We start from the raw sequence: 16,083 nt of genomic DNA, 5'->3' as shown, positions 1-16,083 counted from the left end.
GTGAATCCGAATTCGAACCTGAACCCAAAGATAAAGGACTGTCATCATGGCTTCCACATCATCCAACCGCAAGTCCGACACCGACTCCACCGGCAACCCCCCTTCCGCAGCCCTCGACAATGCTCCTGTATTGTCCGCCGACGATTCTGCCTCGTCCGCGAATCCCTTTGCCGCCAATGCGGCCAAAGTACCGCTGTTCTCCGCGGATTCCGTTAACACCGTTGAACTGCCGAAAACCGCGACTGGCAGGTCCGGCAGACCCGGCGATAGCGCCGATACTGCCAGTGATCTTCCCCCCACCACGCCGCTGCCCGTCACGTCGTCTGATGCACACGCGTCGGCTGCGCATGAGGTGGCGCCGACGATGACAATACCGGCGGTGACATCGTCGGACGCAGCGTCGCAGTCTGCGGCATCGGCGGCAAAGTCGACCACGACACGAACCGCCGAAACCGTGCAGGCCGCGTCCGACGTCCCCTATACTGGGGAATTCTGTGCCGACGCATCGGCCGAATCCACGATTCCGATTCCGGGCAAGGCTGTGCGTCTCACTGTGGACGGCGACGATAACTCTGGGGATAATTCCGCGACGCGGTCAGATGCCATGCACACCCCGGCGCATAACACTGGGGATATCGACAACAAGGACACGACTGCATACACGACAGCACCGGACAAGGAACGCAACGAATCCGAGCAAACAGAAGAACCCTCTCCGTGGAAAACCGGTGTCAGCGCGCTGACCGTCACCTTCGGCCTGATTCTGCTCATGCTCTCCAGCGTCGGCTTCCTTGCCGTCTACCGCTTCCCCGAGCCGGTGTTCTCCGCGCAATCCGGTTCCATCGACGCCATTCTGTTGGCGGCGCTTCTCGCCGTCTCCGGACTTGCCCTCATCGCCGGTGTTCTCGTCCGTACATTCCGCCACGTCCGGACGGTAAGCGAGTAATCAGGTGCGGACGTGGCGGAACGCTACGGATCGTGGTTGAGAGCGCCGGAGTGTTGGAGCACTGATACGAAACGCGTACGGAAACGAACAGTGCCCTACCGAGTACGGAACACGGTAGGGCACATTTCATTTCGCGTATCAGCGAATCTGAATCAGGTCAGATCAAGTCAGATCACAGTACGCCCTGGGCGACCATGGCGTTGGCGACCTTGACGAAGCCGGCGGCGTTGGCGCCGAGCATCAGATCGCCCTCGTGACCGTACTCCTTGGCGGCGGCCAGGGACTCGGACACGATGGTCTCCATGATGTTCTTGAGCTTGGCGTCCACCTCTTCGAAGGACCAGCTCAGGCGGTAGCTGTTCTGGCTCATCTCCAGACCGGAGACAGCCACGCCACCGGCGTTCGCAGCCTTGGCCGGGCCGTACAGCAGGCCGTTCTCCTGATACACGGCGATGGCCTCCGGGGTGCTCGGCATGTTCGCACCCTCGACGACGACCTTGCAGCCGTTGGCGACCAGAGCCTTGGCGGACTCCTCGTTGATCTCGTTCTGGGTGGCGCACGGCAGGGCGATGTCGCACGGCACGGTCCACACGCCGGAGCAGCCCTCGTGGTACTCGGCGCCGTCCACGCGCTCGGCGTACTCCTTGATGCGGCCGCGCTCGACTTCCTTGATCTGCTTGACCACGTCGACGTTGATGCCGTTCGGATCGTAGACGTAGCCGTTGGAATCGGACACGGTGACGACCTTGGCGCCCAGCTGCTCAGCCTTCTGCGCGGCGTAGATGGCCACGTTGCCGGAACCGGAGATCACGACGGTCTTGCCTTCGAAGGAATCGTTCTTCAGCACGCGCAGCGCCTCGGCGGTGTAGTAGCACACGCCGTAGCCGGTGGCCTCGGTGCGGGCGAGCGAGCCGCCGAACTCCAGACCCTTGCCGGTGAGCACGCCGGAGTATTCGTCGCGGATGCGCTTGTACTGGCCGAACAGGTAGCCGATCTCACGGCCGCCCACGTTGATGTCGCCGGCGGGAACGTCGGTGAACTGGCCGATGTGACGGCACAGCTCGGTCATGAAGGCCTGGCAGAAGCGCATGACCTCGGCGTCGGACTTGCCCTTCGGGTTGAAGTCGGAGCCGCCCTTGCCGCCGCCCATCGGCAGCGTGGTCAGGCTGTTCTTCAGGATCTGCTCAAAGCCGAGGAACTTGATGACGCCCTCGTTCACGGTCGGGTGGAAACGCAGACCGCCCTTGTACGGTCCGATGGCGGAGTTGAACTGAACACGGTAGCCACGGTTCACCTGCACCTTGCCCTCGTCGTCGACCCAGGCCACGCGGAACTTGACCACACGCTCGGGCTCGACGATGCGCTCGAGAACGCCGTTCTTCTCGTACTCGGGGTGCTTCTCGACAACCGGCTCGAGGGTCTCGAAGACCTCGCGCACGGCCTGCAGGAATTCGGGCTGGTCTCCGTCACGCTGTTCCACCTGTGCGTAGACGCGCTTGAGATACTCGTTGTTCAGCATCATGCTCCTTAGCATGTTGGGAGTCACGCCGCCCTCGATTTCCCCCGTCATCGATAAACGCGACAGTCATGGACGGGCGGCGATGCTCTGATTGATGAAACATCCTCATCATAAAACAGGATGTCCAGCAAAGGAATACCCATTCACATTGTGGGATTTCCGCTTATTTCCGGTGCCTGACCGGTGCCTGACATAGGACGTATGGTGTTACGTGGGCCGTGTTCCTGACCGCGCAACGTTACCTGGGCCGCGCGCGGCCCACGTAACGCATACGCAATAAGGTTGAAATTTCAACGATTATACGTGTATGTTACGCGGGCCGTGCGCGGCCCACGTTATGTGGTGCGCGGCCCACGTAACATACACGGCCCACGTAACGTGCGCGCGCCGACGGCCGGACGCCGGTTACTGCGCCGCTTCGGCCTCCTCGAGACCGTCGAAACCACCGAGGATCACCGTCGTGGCGATGGTCTGCTCGGTCAGATTCACTCCGGCGTTGCGCAGATCGATGACCATCAGCGCGTACTTGTGGAACGTGCGGTCCGAATATGTGCCGAGCTCGCCGCGCAGATACGTTTCAAACGATGTCGTGCCGATCACATCCTCGTCCGTGGTCAGCACACGCATGGCCTGACCGAGCTTCGGATACCGTTCACGGAAATCGCGCGCCCACGCCACCTGCTGTTTGATCACGGCCTCCTGCGCCGCCACGCGTTCCGGGTCGAGCACGGGCAGGGACGGTTCGAGTTCGGCATGATACCGTTCCGGCTCGGTCGACTCCATCATGCGCGCGTACTTCTCGGTGAGCAGATTGCGTCCCGATTCGTCGGCGTCGTCAAGATCCTGCGCATAGCTGTCGAGCAGATCCAGCCGCCAGGTGAGGAACTGGCTGATGCGCATCTGGTGGAAGGTGGGCCAGTTGCCCTGACAGTTGGCGCGGCCGCCCTCGTTATTGACCTGCTGGAACTGCTGCCATTCATGACGTACGATCAGTTCGGCCTTGTGCGCCTGTTCGTTGATATTGTGCTGATCGTCGTACCACAGCGTGCTCGTCAGCACGTTCTTGTCCGATGTTGTGGTGTTTTCCATGGTGCTCGCTTCCTGATGCTTGATAACCCTGATGCTTGATGGCCTTGATGGCCTTGATGGTCCTGATAGCCGAATGGCCTTAACGGCCCTGTGATGATCACAGACTCTTCAGCCACGGATTGGCGATGTGTTCCTCCACGTACGGCCGCTGCCATTCGAGGAAGGTCTCGTCACTGCGGGTGAGTCCGTCGCGCTTGAGTTCGGTTACGATCTCCGCGCAGACGTGATCGACGATCTCGTTGATCTGCGCCACGGCGGGACCGGAACCCTTGCCGCCTTCGCCGAATCCGGCACCACCGTAGCAGGCTGCGGAGGAAAGACGCAGCACCGTCTCCAGCTGCTCGCACACGTCCGACATGCGGGTGGCGAGTCCGCGGCTGAGCCGGCGCAGCGCGGCGAAACTCCACTTGTAGTACGGCAGATACCCCACGGTGATCGGCTCGTTGACCAGATACACGAACGAGGCGGTCGCCCTGACGAACTCGTTGAGCGACAGCCATGCGCCCGCGCCGTCGCCGCGTTCGATCATGCGCGGGAAATTGTATTGTCCGGCCTGCGAGATCATGCCGATCCTGCGCGACAGCAATGCCACGCGCACATCATCGGGCATGGTCTTGAATCCCTGACGTGTCTTGGAGAACTGTCCCAGCGGGTCGGCGAACACCTGCCCGTTCGTGGCGGCGGCCAGTGTGGCCTCGTCGAGCATCAGCCATTCGTGGGCCTTCGACGGATCATTGCCCGGCACCTCGCGGTATCCGGTGATGCCTTCAAAGAAATCACCGATCGAGAACACGCCCTCGCGACGGCTGGCACCCTGGGCGCGCGGCGTCGCGGAATCGGCGGTCTTCACCGTGAACCCCATGAACTCATGCGGCAGTAGCGTCTCGTAATCATGCTGCAGGCGCTCGCCGATCGCGGCGTAATCCTCGTCGGTGAGCCACAGGCAGAACCGTGGCGCGAAATCGTGATCCTGCGAGATGGCGTCGTCGAGTCCGTAGCATTCCGAACCGTGCCCGACCAGTCCGGCGGCGATCCGGCCCTGATATTCGGGGTAGCGATCGGCGATCATCGGCTTGCCGCAGTGCAGCCAGTACTGCTTCGCCAGTGCCAGTCCGCTGATCTCCGGCTGGATGGACGCGCGCGGGGTGGTGCTTGCGGCAGTGTTCGCGCCGCCGGCCGACGTCATATTCGCGTTCGCGCCAGTGTCGGTTCGCGGTGCCGCCTTGGCCTTCGCCGCAGCCGCCGACGACGTCATCGGCTGGTCCTCATGCTGGATGCGCCAATCGAATTCCTGCGCGGCCCCTGCGATTCTGGCGGCGGTCTGCGAATCGTCGGCGAACTGGTCGCTGTCATCGTTCCAGAAGTCGGACCCGTCGTCGGCCGGAACGGTGACGCCGGCCTTGGCTGCGGCCTGCTCGACGGCGTCCAGATTCTCCTTGGTGATGGTGTAGTAGTCGTTGTGTCCGTAGCATTCCTCGATCACCGCCAGCGACTTGCGGTAGGCGCGCACGGCGTTGTCGAGTCGTCCGGCGTGGAAGCAGGCCTGCGCGTAGCCGGCCAGTGCGGAGGCGAAGTGCGCACTGTTCTCCAGATGGCCGCGCTTGTAGATACGCAACGCCTCGGCGGCGTGTTTCATGGCCTCGTCGTCACGGTCGGCGTTGAGCAGGATCAGCGCAAGATTGGTATGCGTGGACGCCACGTCCACATCCTCGGCGGCATTCACGCTGGACGATTCGAGGATGTGCAGGGCCTTGCGCAGCTCCTGCTCGGCCGGCTCGTATCGGTTGGTCTCGCTATAGAGAATGGAGAGGTTGTTGTGCAATGCGGCCAGACGACGGTCGGTGGGGGAGAGGGTCTTCTCCGAGGATTCGAGGGCCTCTCGATAGAGCCGTTCCGCATCGTCGTACTTGCCGGCGGCACGCATGGCGGTGGCGGCGTTGATCAGCGTGGTCGTCCACGCGTCGCTGCCTTCGAGCCCCATCCGCTTGGCGAGGTCAAGCGATTCCGTCACCAGCGGCAGGTTGTCGTCGTGGCGGCCCTGCGAACGGTAGAAGCCGAGCAGTTCGTTGATCACGGTGAGCCGTCCGGCGTCATCGTTGAGCCGACGTGCCTCGTCGAGCGCCTGCAACAGGTACGGTTCCGCCTCGGTGGCCGCGTCGTGCGCGGAGAATATGGCGTCCAGTCCCTGAATGAATCCGTTGACGTCGAATGTGCTGTTCGCTTCGTTGCCCATGCATCCCCCTGATCCGGTCGGTTGCGGCGGGCACGTTCGTCGTGTCCCGCGGTTTTCCGTTTCCCAGTGTAGATGTCCGTACGATACGAGGAAGACGCGGATCATATGAAACGGCTGTGATCTTACCCACACTGGACCAAATGGAGCCGAATACGACGAACGGGTCGAATCCGATGGTCGTCCGAACCACCGATTCAACCCGTTCGTCATACCCGTTCGCCATTATCAGTCGGGCTCACCCATTCGCAGCGATATGGACACGATCACTAGGCCGTGACGGTACCGTCACACATGCACTTCGCGCATGCGTTCGTAGGCGCCGGTATTCGTCTCATGCCGGGCCGAGTACACGATAAGGCAGATCACGCTCAGCAACGTCAGCGGAACGCCGGACAGTGCCGTGAAATGATAGTCCATATTGGTCAGGGTCAGTGCCGTACCGCCGATCACGGAGCCGACGGCGTTGCCGAAGTTGAACGCCACCTGTACGGTTGCGCCGCCGATCAGTTCGCCGCCGCCCTTGCCCGCGTTCGCCATGAGCAGCTGCTGCGGGGAACCGACGAAGAACAGACCGAACGCCACAATGAACGTCATGATCGCTGTGCCGATGCGTCCGCCGGGAAGGAAGAAGATGATCAGCAGTCCGATCATGGAGATGAACTGGCCGAGTGCGGCGGTTCCGGCATATCGCCATGCGTCGCAGATCCTGCCTCCGGCAATGCCGCCGACCACCATGCCGAATCCGGCGAGCATCATGAGCATGGGCACCATGCCGGACGGGTATCCGCCCACGGTGGTCAGCCACGGCGAGACGTAGCTCCACCAGCAGAAGACGCCGCCGTTGCCGACGAACACGGCGATAAGGATCAGCCAGGGGCCGCGCTTCTTCAGGAATTCGAACTGGCCGGCCAGACCCTTGTCCGGTACGGCGGGGATGCGAGGAATCCATGCCACGTCGAACACGATCGTCACTGCGGCCCAGACGGCGAGCACGACGAACGCGAGTCGCCACGACAGGAATTCGCCGAGTATGGTTCCCGCGGGAACGCCGAGCATGTTCGCGACGGTCTGGCCGGTAACCATTGCGGCGACGGCCTGTGCCTCCTTGCCCTTATCGGCCACCGTCTTGGCGATCAGCGTGGCGGTGCCGAAGAATGCGCCGTGCGGCAGGCCGGAGATGAATCGTGCGATGATCAGCATGACGGAATTCGCGGAGATGGCCGACATGCTGTTGCCGACAACCACCAGCACCATGAAGAGGATGATGAGGTTCTTCGGCGGAACTCGACGACCGAAAACGAGGATCAGCGTGCCGACGCACACGCCGATCGCATAGGCGGAGATGTAATGTCCGGCTTGGGGGATGGTGACGCCCATGTCGTGCGCTGCCTGGGAAAGGATTCCCATCATCACGAATTCGGCGGCGCCGAGTGCGAATGCGCCGAGTGCCAGCGCAAAAAGACTTTTCTTCATGGCTTTCCTATGAACAGTGGTCGAATACTTACTGGTGGCGATACTGATGGTGATGTGAACAATGATGAATAATAAAAAACCCCGCTCATTGCTGAGCGGGGTCAGTGGTCGGGCTGGCGGGATTTGAACCCGCGGCCTCTTCGTCCCGAACGAAGCGCGCTACCAAGCTGCGCTACAGCCCGTCGAACCTCGATAGATATTACACGAGTTCGTGATTCGTGCAAAAGATCGGCGTGTTGCACTAGTTTTCAACGGTTGTTCAGGTGTTGTACATGGTGTATCGTCGCATCGCTACACTGTGCAGTTATGAGTGAAGACATCATCGAAAACGGCGAGAACACTGCCGAAAACACTGCGGAAAGCAGTGAACGCCGTCACCTTACCACCGTTGAACATGCCGAACTGCTGCTGAATCAGGACGCTGACATCCGCGCCCGCATCGAATCCGGTGCCACGCTGGACGAGGCCGTCGATCCGAACAACGCCAAGCTCGGCGATCTGTCGTCCTATGGCCACCCCGAGCAGGTGCAGATGCGCGTCGCCAAGCGCGCGATGATGCTCAAGGACGGCATCGAGCCCTACCCGGTGCATCTGGACGTCACCGACACCATCGAGTCCGTCCGCGCCAAGTACGACGGCAAGCTCAACGCCGGCGATGAGACCGACGACGTGGTGGGCATCGCCGGCCGCGTGCTGTTCCTGCGCAACGCGGGCGGTCTGTGCTTCGTGCAGCTGTCCGCCGGCGACGGCACCAAGATCCAGGGCATGATCTCCAAGCGCGAGATCGGTGCCGACTCGCTGAAGCAGTTCAAGCAGATCGTCGATCTCGGCGACCACCTGTACATCCGCGGCCGCGTGATCTCGTCGAAGACCGGCGAGCTGTCCGTGTTCGCCACCGACTGGGCGATCGCCGCCAAGGCCCTGCAGCCGCTGCCCGCCCTGCACAAGGATCTCAACGAAGACACCCGTACGCGCAAGCCGTACATCGGCATGATCGCCGACGAGAATATCCGCAACATGGTGCGCAACCGTTCCAAGGCAGTCGCCTCCCTGCGCCGCACGTTCGACGACCACGACTTCATCGAGGTGGAGACCCCGATGCTGCAGACCGTGCACGGTGGTGCTGCCGCCCGTCCGTTCACCACGCACATGAACGCCTTCGATCTGGACCTCTACCTGCGCATCGCGCCGGAACTGTTCCTCAAGCGCTGCCTGGTCGGCGGCATCGACCGCGTGTTCGAGATCAACCGCGACTTCCGCAACGAAGGCGTGGACGCCACGCACGCCCCCGAGTTCACCATGGTCGAGGCCTATCAGGCCTATGGCACGTACGACACCATCGGCCGGCTCGTCAAGGAGCTTGTGCAGAAGACCGCCATGGACGTCTTCGGATCCTACAAGGTCACGCTGCTCGACGGCACCGAATACGACTTCGGCGGCGAATGGAAGCAGATCAGCATGTACGACTCCCTGTCCGAGGCCCTCGGCGAGGAGATCGTGCCCAACGGCGGCCCCGATCACCCCGGCACCTCCGTGGAACATCTGGGCGCCATCGCCGACAAGCTCGGCGTGGAACGCGACGACGTGGAGAACCACGGCAAGCTCGTCGAGCACCTGTGGGAGCACTTCTACGAGGACAAGCTGTACGAGCCCACCTTCGTGCGCGACTTCCCGGTCGAGACCAGCCCGCTCGTCAAGGGCCACCGCTCCAAGCCCGGCGTGGTGGAGAAGTGGGATCTCTACGTGCGCGGCTTCGAGCTCGCCACCGGCTACTCCGAGCTCAACGACCCGATCGTGCAGCGTGAGCGCTTCGTGGCCCAGGCCAAGGATGCGCTCGCCGGCGACGAAGAGGCCTGCGACATTGATGAGGACTTCCTCGAGGCCCTCGGCGTTGGCATGCCTCCGGCAGGCGGCATGGGCATGGGCATCGACCGTCTGCTCATCGCCCTGACCGGCGCCACGATCCGCGAGACCATCACCTTCCCGCTGGTCAAGCCGTTGCAGAACTAACGGAATCGTCGGAGTCGGCCGAACGGAACCGGCGACGCTGGTTCTGTTTCCGTCAGCCGTTCGGCGTGAATCCGCCGCGATCATCTAGGGGACACTCCATAAGGGGTGTCCCCGTTTGCGTTATATGGGAGGTAGGCGGCCGGTGCGCGGCGAGTCGCGTACGCGTCATGCGTTGTGCCGCGAGGCGTTGCCGGGGCGTTGCGTGTCGATTTGCCTTTTTGAACGTTCTATTAATAAACTCTGTCAATTGTTTAACGACGTTACTTCGTGATCTCATCGAAGAATCCCACAGCCTTTCGATCCGCGGAGTTGTTGTTGCACATATTCGACGGTCGTGCATTCGACGGTCGTAATGAACAGATGACCGTTCCGCAGGGGACGGATATGGAGAGGAAAACAACGATGAGCAGCGCACAGCCTACAGAGGTCGAGGCGACCTCCGCGCAGACCGCCGACAAGCTCGGCAACGCTCCCTTCGCGGTGCTGATTCCCGTCATGATGTCGTTCTTCGTGATGGGCTTCGTCGATCTGGTCGGCACGGCATCGAACTATGTGCAGTCCGATTTCGGCCTGTCCGATTCGGTGAGCAACATCTTCACCACCATGGTGTTCTTCTGGTTCCTGGTGCTGTCCGTTCCGGCCGGCATGCTCATGAACCACATCGGCCGTCGTCATACCGTACTGGTGAGCATCGGCATCACCGCGCTGGGCTGCCTGCTGCCGATCATCGGCTATCTGATCCCGTCCAAGGGCGCACAGCTCGCATTCATCGTCGTCTCGTTCTGCCTGCTCGGCATCGGCAACACGTTCATGCAGGTCTCGCTCAACCCGCTCGTCGGCAATCTGGCCCACGACGAGAAGCTCGCCGGCATGCTCACCTTCGGCCAGTTCGTCAAGGCCATCGCCTCGTTCATCGCCCCGCTGATCGCCGGCTGGGCCGCGGTCACCTTCGGCAAGTGGTGGCTGCTGTACCCGATCTACCTTGTGGTGGCGGTGCTGGCGTTCGTCATGCTGAGCTTCGACGAGATCAAGGAAAACGCCCCCGACGCCGGACGCACCAGCATCGCCGGATGCTTCGCCCTGCTGAAGAGCCCGGTCATCCTGCTGTGCTTCCTTGGCATCGTGTGCCATGTGGGCGTGGACGTCGGTATCAACGCCACTGCTCCGAAGATCCTCATGGAGCATTCGAACCTTGGTCTTGAGACCGCGGGCGGTGCCACCAGCGTGTACTTCGCGTTCCGTACGCTGGGCTGCCTGTCCGGTTCCGTGCTGCTTCAGAAGTTCAGCCGCAAGGCGATGCTGCGTGTCTGCGGCGTACTTATGGTCGTTGCCGCCGTGTGCTTCCTCCTGTTCTCCGGCATCGCCGGCATGCCGACGTGGCTGGCCTATGTCGGTCTGTCCTGCGTGGGCATGGGCAATGCGAACGTGTTCTCGATCATGCTGACCACTGGTCTGCTGCATCTGCCCGAACGCCAAAACGAGGTCTCCGGCCTGATGATGATCGGCCTGATCGGCGGTGCGATCTTCCCGCCGCTCATGGGCCTGGCATCCGATGCGATGGGCATGCAGCTCGGCGCGATCCTCGTCATGTCGATTGGCGTGCTGTACATCGCATGCATGGGTGCGTTCTTCAAGTCCTACGGCACCACCCGCTGATCGACGGAATCGTTATTGCGATCATTGCGATCAGAGACAAGGTCCCCTCATCCGGAAACGGGTGAGGGGACCTTGCTGTTTGTCGTTCTTTGTTGCGTGTTGTCTTTGACTGCCACATCACTCACATCACTCACATCGTCCATATCACTATGCTGAAAACCATGAATCTGGGACTTTGGGCGCGGGGGATGCGTCCGCGAACACTACCGGCGTCGATCGCGCCGGTCATCGTCGGTGCGGCATCCGCGTACGGTGTGTTGACCCGTGACGACGGTTGGGGACTGCGGTGTCTGTCGACCGATGACGCCGTGCTGATGGCAATGGAGACCGGCACCGGTCCATGCGCTACGACGTGGACCGCCATTGACGGTGCGATACCGCGGTTCCTTGGCATGATGATGCTGTGCATGGGTGTGGCCCTGTTCCTGCAGATCGCCGTGAACTTCGCCAACGATTATTCCGACGGCGTGCGCGGCACCGATGACCATCGAGGCGCCAACGAAAGCCGCACCGGCAAGCCGCAGCGACTCACTGCCTCCGGTCTGGTGCCGCCGAAGCATGTGCTTGCCGCCGCCGGCATATCCGCGGCGCTGACATGTCTGTGCGGTCTCGGCGTCGCCATCGCAAGCCGTCAGTACTGGCTGATCGGTCTTGGTGCACTCTGCCTGATCGCCGGCTGGTTCTACACCGGCGGTCGTCATCCTTACGGATATGCGGGATTCGGCGAACTGTTCGTATTCCTGTTCTTCGGACTGGTGGCCACGCTCGGCACCGAATTCGCCATCTGCCGGTCCTTCGACGGATTCGGCATCCCGAACGTGACGGCATTCGATTTCACCGGCATCGGCGAATCATCGCCCGTGAGCGTGGCCTGGTTGCTACAGGGGGAGTATGGCATCGATGGCGTGGGGATGCTCGCATCCATATGTGTCGGACTGCATGCCGTGATGGTGCTGATGGTCAACAATCTGCGTGACATCGACGACGATGTGGTCCATGGCAAACGCACGCTTGCCGTACGACTGGGCTGGCGTGGCGCATGGATAGCGCTTGTCGCATGCTGCGTGGCCGATTGGATCGCGGCTATTCCGCTGATGCTGGTGGAGTGGGCTCCGTATGCGTCATGGTTGTGGATTGCGGCCGGTGGCATCATGCAGACGCAGATCATTCGCGCCGTGTTGAAGCGCGATTTCGGGCGTGCTCTGGGTCTGTCCGGCATGCAGTGTCTGGTCTTTGCCGTGATCGTTGTCATCGGCACGGTGTCGTTCGGTACGGAAGTGCAGTCGGCCGCGTTGCCGCTGGCATGAACCCGATCGGCGATACTGAGCCTGATCATCAATGGATTGTTCACCGTAAGTGTGATCACACTAGTGAATACACACGCCGAATGTTTACCTGAATGTTATGGAACGGCGAGGGTTTTCCATGGTTTTCGTCGCAAGATTGGCATAAACTGTGCCGTATGACTTACAAACTAGTACTGCTCCGTCACGGACAGAGCGCATGGAACAAGACCAATCAGTTCACCGGCTGGGTGGACGTCCCGCTGACCGAGCAGGGCGAAGCCGAAGCCAAGCGCGGTGGCGAGCTGCTCAAGGAGAAGAACGTCCTTCCGGACATCGTGTTCACCTCCCTGCTGCGTCGCGCCATCAACACCGCCAACATCGCGCTGGATGCCGCCGATCGTCTGTGGATTCCGGTCAAGCGTAGCTGGCACCTCAACGAGCGTCACTACGGCGCTCTGCAGGGCAAGAACAAGTCCGAGATCCGTCAGGAGTACGGTGACGAGAAGTTCATGCTCTGGCGTCGTTCCTACGCCACCCCGCCGCCGGAGATCGATCCGAACGACGAGTACTCGCAGAACAACGATCCGCGTTACGCCGGCGATCCGGTGCCTGAGACCGAGGCTCTGGCCAACGTCGTGGCCCGCGTGACCCCGTACTGGGAGTCCGAGATCATCCCCGAGCTCAAGTCTGGCAAGACCGTGCTGATCGCCGCCCACGGCAACAGCCTCCGCGCCATTGTCAAGATGCTTGACGACCTGAGCGAAGAGGAGATCGCCAAGGTGAACATCCCCACCGCCATCCCGCTGGTCTATGAGCTTGGCGAGAACTTCAAGCCGATCAAGCCGCGTGGCGAGTACCTGGATCCGGAGGCCGCCGCTGCCGGTGCCGCCGCCGTGGCCAACCAGGGCAAGTGATTCGAGCGGTGATCGTCGGCCCATCGATGGCTGACGGTCACCGAACAGAACACCGAGACTGAATCTCAGAATCATTCCGAAGGGTTTTCCGTCGTATGGCGGGAAACCCTTTTCTTGTTTTCATGGTTTGCAACCGTCAGAAGCGATGCGTTTGCAATCGTCAACGAACCGCCGACAAACGCGACTATCCGACAAACGCGACTATCCGACAACGAAAAAACGTCGGCCTCCCGATCATCTCGGAAGACCGACGTTCTGTCAGTTGAAAAGATGCCGAATGAATCGGCACATACCTTACTTCGCCGGAGCGGACAGGTACGGATCGTTATCGGAGGAATCGGCCTTGACCTGCGGGGCCTTGGTAGGGTCGAAACCGGAGACGATGTAGACCAGACGACGGGCGGCGGACACGGCGTGGTCTCCGAAGCGCTCGTAGAAGCGGCCCAGCAGCACCACGTCGATGGTCTGCTGAGTGGAGCCGGTCCAGTTCTCGCCGTTGACGATGTCGAAGATCTGCTGGTGCAGAGCATCGAGCTTGTCGTCGTTGATGATCAGCTGCTCGGCAGCTTCAACGTCGCGATCGCTGAGCACGTGGAGAAGCTCTTCGGTGGTCTTGTCGAGGAAGTCCTGCATCTGAGTGAAGACCTCGCGGGTCTCCGGGGTAAGTGCGGACTCGGGGTAGGTACGACGAGCAATCTCGGCCACGTGGCGGGCAAGATCGCCCATACGCTCAAATGTGGAAGCCAGACGCAGCGTGGACACCACAACACGAAGATCGGTGGCGACGGGGTTCTGACGAGCCAGCAGCTGCACGCACTGGTTGATCACGCTGGTTTCCAGAGCATCGATCTCCAGATCGCCATCAATGACGTTCTGGGCGACTTCGACATCAGATTCAAGCAGAGCCTTGCCGGCGCCGAGGATCGCGGTGCGCACTTCCTGCGCCATGCGATCGAGATCGTCGGCCACCTGCTTCATCTCCTCGGTGAAGATTACGCGCATTTCTCTTTGCCTTTCATTTCATTGCAACAGTCAGCTGCAAACCTTTTCCCATTCTAGGCGATGAACATCGAAACGACGCCGTTGCCGCACGGTGTAAACCACGAGTTGTCTGAGTGTTCACCGGCATGTTCACTTTGCTTTCACCTTGCGACGTTCCGCGATTTCCCAGCGGATTCCCCGCGCCGTGCAACAATAGTGCCATGACTACGCAAAACGCCCAGATCGTATCAATGGTGATCTTCGTGATCTTCTGCGTGATGATGCTCATCGCGCTCGTGGCTCTGATCTCCAGGTTGTACAACTGGGCGTATCCGTTCCTTTCCCAGTATATAAACACCGATGCCATTGCGCACTGGCGTGCCAGCATCGGGTTTCGTCGGTCCCGCAGGCGAGGTGATGACGACGACGATGACGACAACGGTCTTGATTTCGAGACCGTGCGCATTCTGTCCGTCATTCCCGGGCTCACGGTGGTGGTCGATGAGAACGATGAGGTGCTGCAGGCAAGTACGGACACGTATCGACTCGGCCTTGTCAACGACCAGAGTCTTGTGAACGACCGTATTCTCGAGGCCGTGCACAGCGTTCGCAAGTCGGGAGGCAAACGATCCTGCGAACTTGTGACACAGACCCCGGAACAATACGCCGAGCAATATCGGTTCGACGGCGACAACAACGGGCTGGCCGCGGAAACACCGGAAGGCGACGGCATGGCGGTGGTCTCCCGTCCCAACTGGCTGAAGGTGACCGTTGGACAGATCAGCGATACGAAGACGCTGGTGATCATCGACGACGTGAGCGAGGAACACCGGTTCGCACAGGTCCGTGATGATTTCGTCGCGAATGTGACCGAACAGCTGATCAAGCCCACGCGGGCACTGGAAACGCTCGGCGAGGATCTGGAACAGGACGATGTGGATATCAGCCAGATCCTTGTGGAGGCGTCCCGCGTACGCAGCTATGCGAGTCATCTGAGTCATCTGGTAGCCGATCTGCTGTTGCTGATCAAGGCGCAGACCAAGGTGGTGCCAAGCCGGAGCAATCTTGTGAACCTGATGGATCAGGTGCATATCGCCGCGGATTCCGCTGCGGCGCTTGCCAAGGCCCGCCATATTCGTGTGATCGTCAACGGTGCGGATGACATCATGGTGCATGCGGAGACCGAACAGTTGCAGGGCGCATTGTCCAAGCTCATCGAGAACGCCATCGACTATTCCCCGGCGAACAAGGCGGTGGGCGTTGCCGTCTCACGGGCCAAGGATGGCGATCATGCCGTGGTGCGTGTGGTCGATCAGGGATGCGGCATTGCCCGCGAGGAACAGCCGCGCATCTTCGAGCGCTTCTATCGCGGTTCCAATCAGTCCCCCCGCACCGGCGATGGCGTGGGACTGGGTTTGGCGATCGTCAAGCATGTGGCACTCACCCATCATGGTTCGGTGGCGGTATGGAGTGCCCCAGGGCAGGGCAGCACGTTCACCTTCTCCCTGCCGCTCGCCAAATAATTCACGTATTCACTATTCGGACGGTCGATTCATTATGCATTATGAATGTATGCATCGTGAATCGACGATCGTGCCGACCGGACTACTTCTGATTACCCAATCGACGGTAATACCAGCGGTTGAAATGCTCCCAGATCAGCAGCAGCACGCCGATGATCATGCCGGATACGCATACGATGAGCGCGCCGGTGGCGTGTTTGCCGAGCAGAACGAGAATAAGACAGACGATGCCTGCGATCAGCCATAGCGTCGTCCCGATAAAGAACACCCTGTGCAGATCCACCTGTGCGGGCTTGGGACCGGGCCTGCGAGCGCCTGGATCGAGAATGGGTGCCAATTTCATAGGGAATACCTTACCGCCGGGGGTTGTCTTCCGATGCGTGTTGGGTAACCTTGGGAGGGTGTGCCCGGACGGTACGCGTTGGAATGGGGCCGGCCACGGCGGCGGAAAGG

At 61.0% G+C, this 16,083-nt stretch carries 12 protein-coding genes and 1 tRNA gene; 6 read left to right on the top strand and 7 right to left on the bottom strand.

The window, feature by feature from the left end; genetic code table 11:
* Positions 1-46 precede the first annotated feature (46 nt).
* Positions 47-946 carry a hypothetical protein gene (locus EP30_RS05910; RefSeq protein ID WP_140556948.1) on the top strand — a complete coding sequence of 300 codons (900 nt, stop codon included), beginning with the start codon at positions 47-49 and terminating at the stop codon, positions 944-946.
* 172 nt (positions 947-1,118) lie between these two features.
* Here EP30_RS05910 and gdhA read toward each other — a convergent pair whose 3' ends face one another.
* From gdhA to EP30_RS05885, 5 genes are all read right to left on the bottom strand, one after another.
* Positions 1,119-2,465: an NADP-specific glutamate dehydrogenase gene (gene gdhA / locus EP30_RS05905; RefSeq protein WP_094664296.1), complete on the bottom strand. Its 1,347-nt coding sequence runs from the start codon at positions 2,463-2,465 to the stop codon at positions 1,119-1,121.
* 405 nt (positions 2,466-2,870) lie between these two features.
* Positions 2,871-3,554: a DUF4125 family protein gene (locus EP30_RS05900; protein ID WP_140556946.1), complete on the bottom strand. Its 684-nt coding sequence runs from the start codon at positions 3,552-3,554 to the stop codon at positions 2,871-2,873.
* Positions 3,555-3,651: 97 nt separating this feature from the next.
* A complete protein-coding gene (locus tag EP30_RS05895; RefSeq protein WP_140556944.1) occupies positions 3,652-5,787 on the bottom strand; it encodes a DUF3856 domain-containing protein in 2,136 nt (711 codons plus the stop codon).
* Positions 5,788-6,072: 285 nt separating this feature from the next.
* Positions 6,073-7,260: an MFS transporter gene (locus EP30_RS05890; protein ID WP_140556942.1), complete on the bottom strand. Its 1,188-nt coding sequence runs from the start codon at positions 7,258-7,260 to the stop codon at positions 6,073-6,075.
* Between the two features lie 105 nt (positions 7,261-7,365).
* Positions 7,366-7,442: transfer RNA gene (locus EP30_RS05885), tRNA-Pro, on the bottom strand.
* A 124-nt stretch (positions 7,443-7,566) separates the two neighbouring features.
* Here EP30_RS05885 and lysS point away from each other — a divergent pair.
* The 4 genes from lysS to EP30_RS05865 all read left to right on the top strand — a co-directional run bounded on the left by lysS (position 7,567) and on the right by EP30_RS05865 (position 13,126).
* Positions 7,567-9,270 carry a lysine--tRNA ligase gene (lysS, locus tag EP30_RS05880; RefSeq protein ID WP_140556940.1) on the top strand — a complete coding sequence of 568 codons (1,704 nt, stop codon included), beginning with the start codon at positions 7,567-7,569 and terminating at the stop codon, positions 9,268-9,270.
* Positions 9,271-9,672: 402 nt separating this feature from the next.
* Positions 9,673-10,926 carry an MFS transporter gene (locus EP30_RS05875; protein ID WP_140556938.1) on the top strand — a complete coding sequence of 418 codons (1,254 nt, stop codon included), beginning with the start codon at positions 9,673-9,675 and terminating at the stop codon, positions 10,924-10,926.
* 161 nt (positions 10,927-11,087) lie between these two features.
* The gene (menA, locus tag EP30_RS05870) at positions 11,088-12,233 is read left to right on the top strand and encodes a 1,4-dihydroxy-2-naphthoate octaprenyltransferase (protein ID WP_181160813.1); all 1,146 of its coding nucleotides are present in this window, start codon (positions 11,088-11,090) and stop codon (positions 12,231-12,233) included.
* A 155-nt stretch (positions 12,234-12,388) separates the two neighbouring features.
* The gene (locus tag EP30_RS05865) at positions 12,389-13,126 is read left to right on the top strand and encodes a phosphoglyceromutase (protein WP_140556934.1); all 738 of its coding nucleotides are present in this window, start codon (positions 12,389-12,391) and stop codon (positions 13,124-13,126) included.
* Positions 13,127-13,420: 294 nt separating this feature from the next.
* Here EP30_RS05865 and phoU read toward each other — a convergent pair whose 3' ends face one another.
* Positions 13,421-14,128 carry a phosphate signaling complex protein PhoU gene (gene phoU / locus EP30_RS05860; RefSeq protein ID WP_094665447.1) on the bottom strand — a complete coding sequence of 236 codons (708 nt, stop codon included), beginning with the start codon at positions 14,126-14,128 and terminating at the stop codon, positions 13,421-13,423.
* A gap of 200 nt (positions 14,129-14,328) precedes the next feature.
* Here phoU and EP30_RS05855 point away from each other — a divergent pair, with 200 nt between their 5' ends.
* Positions 14,329-15,630 carry a cell wall metabolism sensor histidine kinase WalK gene (locus tag EP30_RS05855; protein WP_258185389.1) on the top strand — a complete coding sequence of 434 codons (1,302 nt, stop codon included), beginning with the start codon at positions 14,329-14,331 and terminating at the stop codon, positions 15,628-15,630.
* An 82-nt stretch (positions 15,631-15,712) separates the two neighbouring features.
* On the opposite strand, the gene EP30_RS05850 is transcribed toward EP30_RS05855, so the two are convergent.
* A complete protein-coding gene (locus EP30_RS05850) occupies positions 15,713-15,973 on the bottom strand; it encodes a DUF2530 domain-containing protein (protein ID WP_094665449.1) in 261 nt (86 codons plus the stop codon).
* Positions 15,974-16,083: the final 110 nt, after the last annotated feature.

It is taken from the genome of Bifidobacterium sp. UTCIF-39 (genome assembly GCF_006408715.1).
GTDB classification, from domain to species: Bacteria; Actinomycetota; Actinomycetes; order Actinomycetales; family Bifidobacteriaceae; genus Galliscardovia; species Galliscardovia tissieri.
Note: the sequence above shows the minus strand (reverse complement) of the source record. Positions and strands in the feature narration are given on the sequence as shown.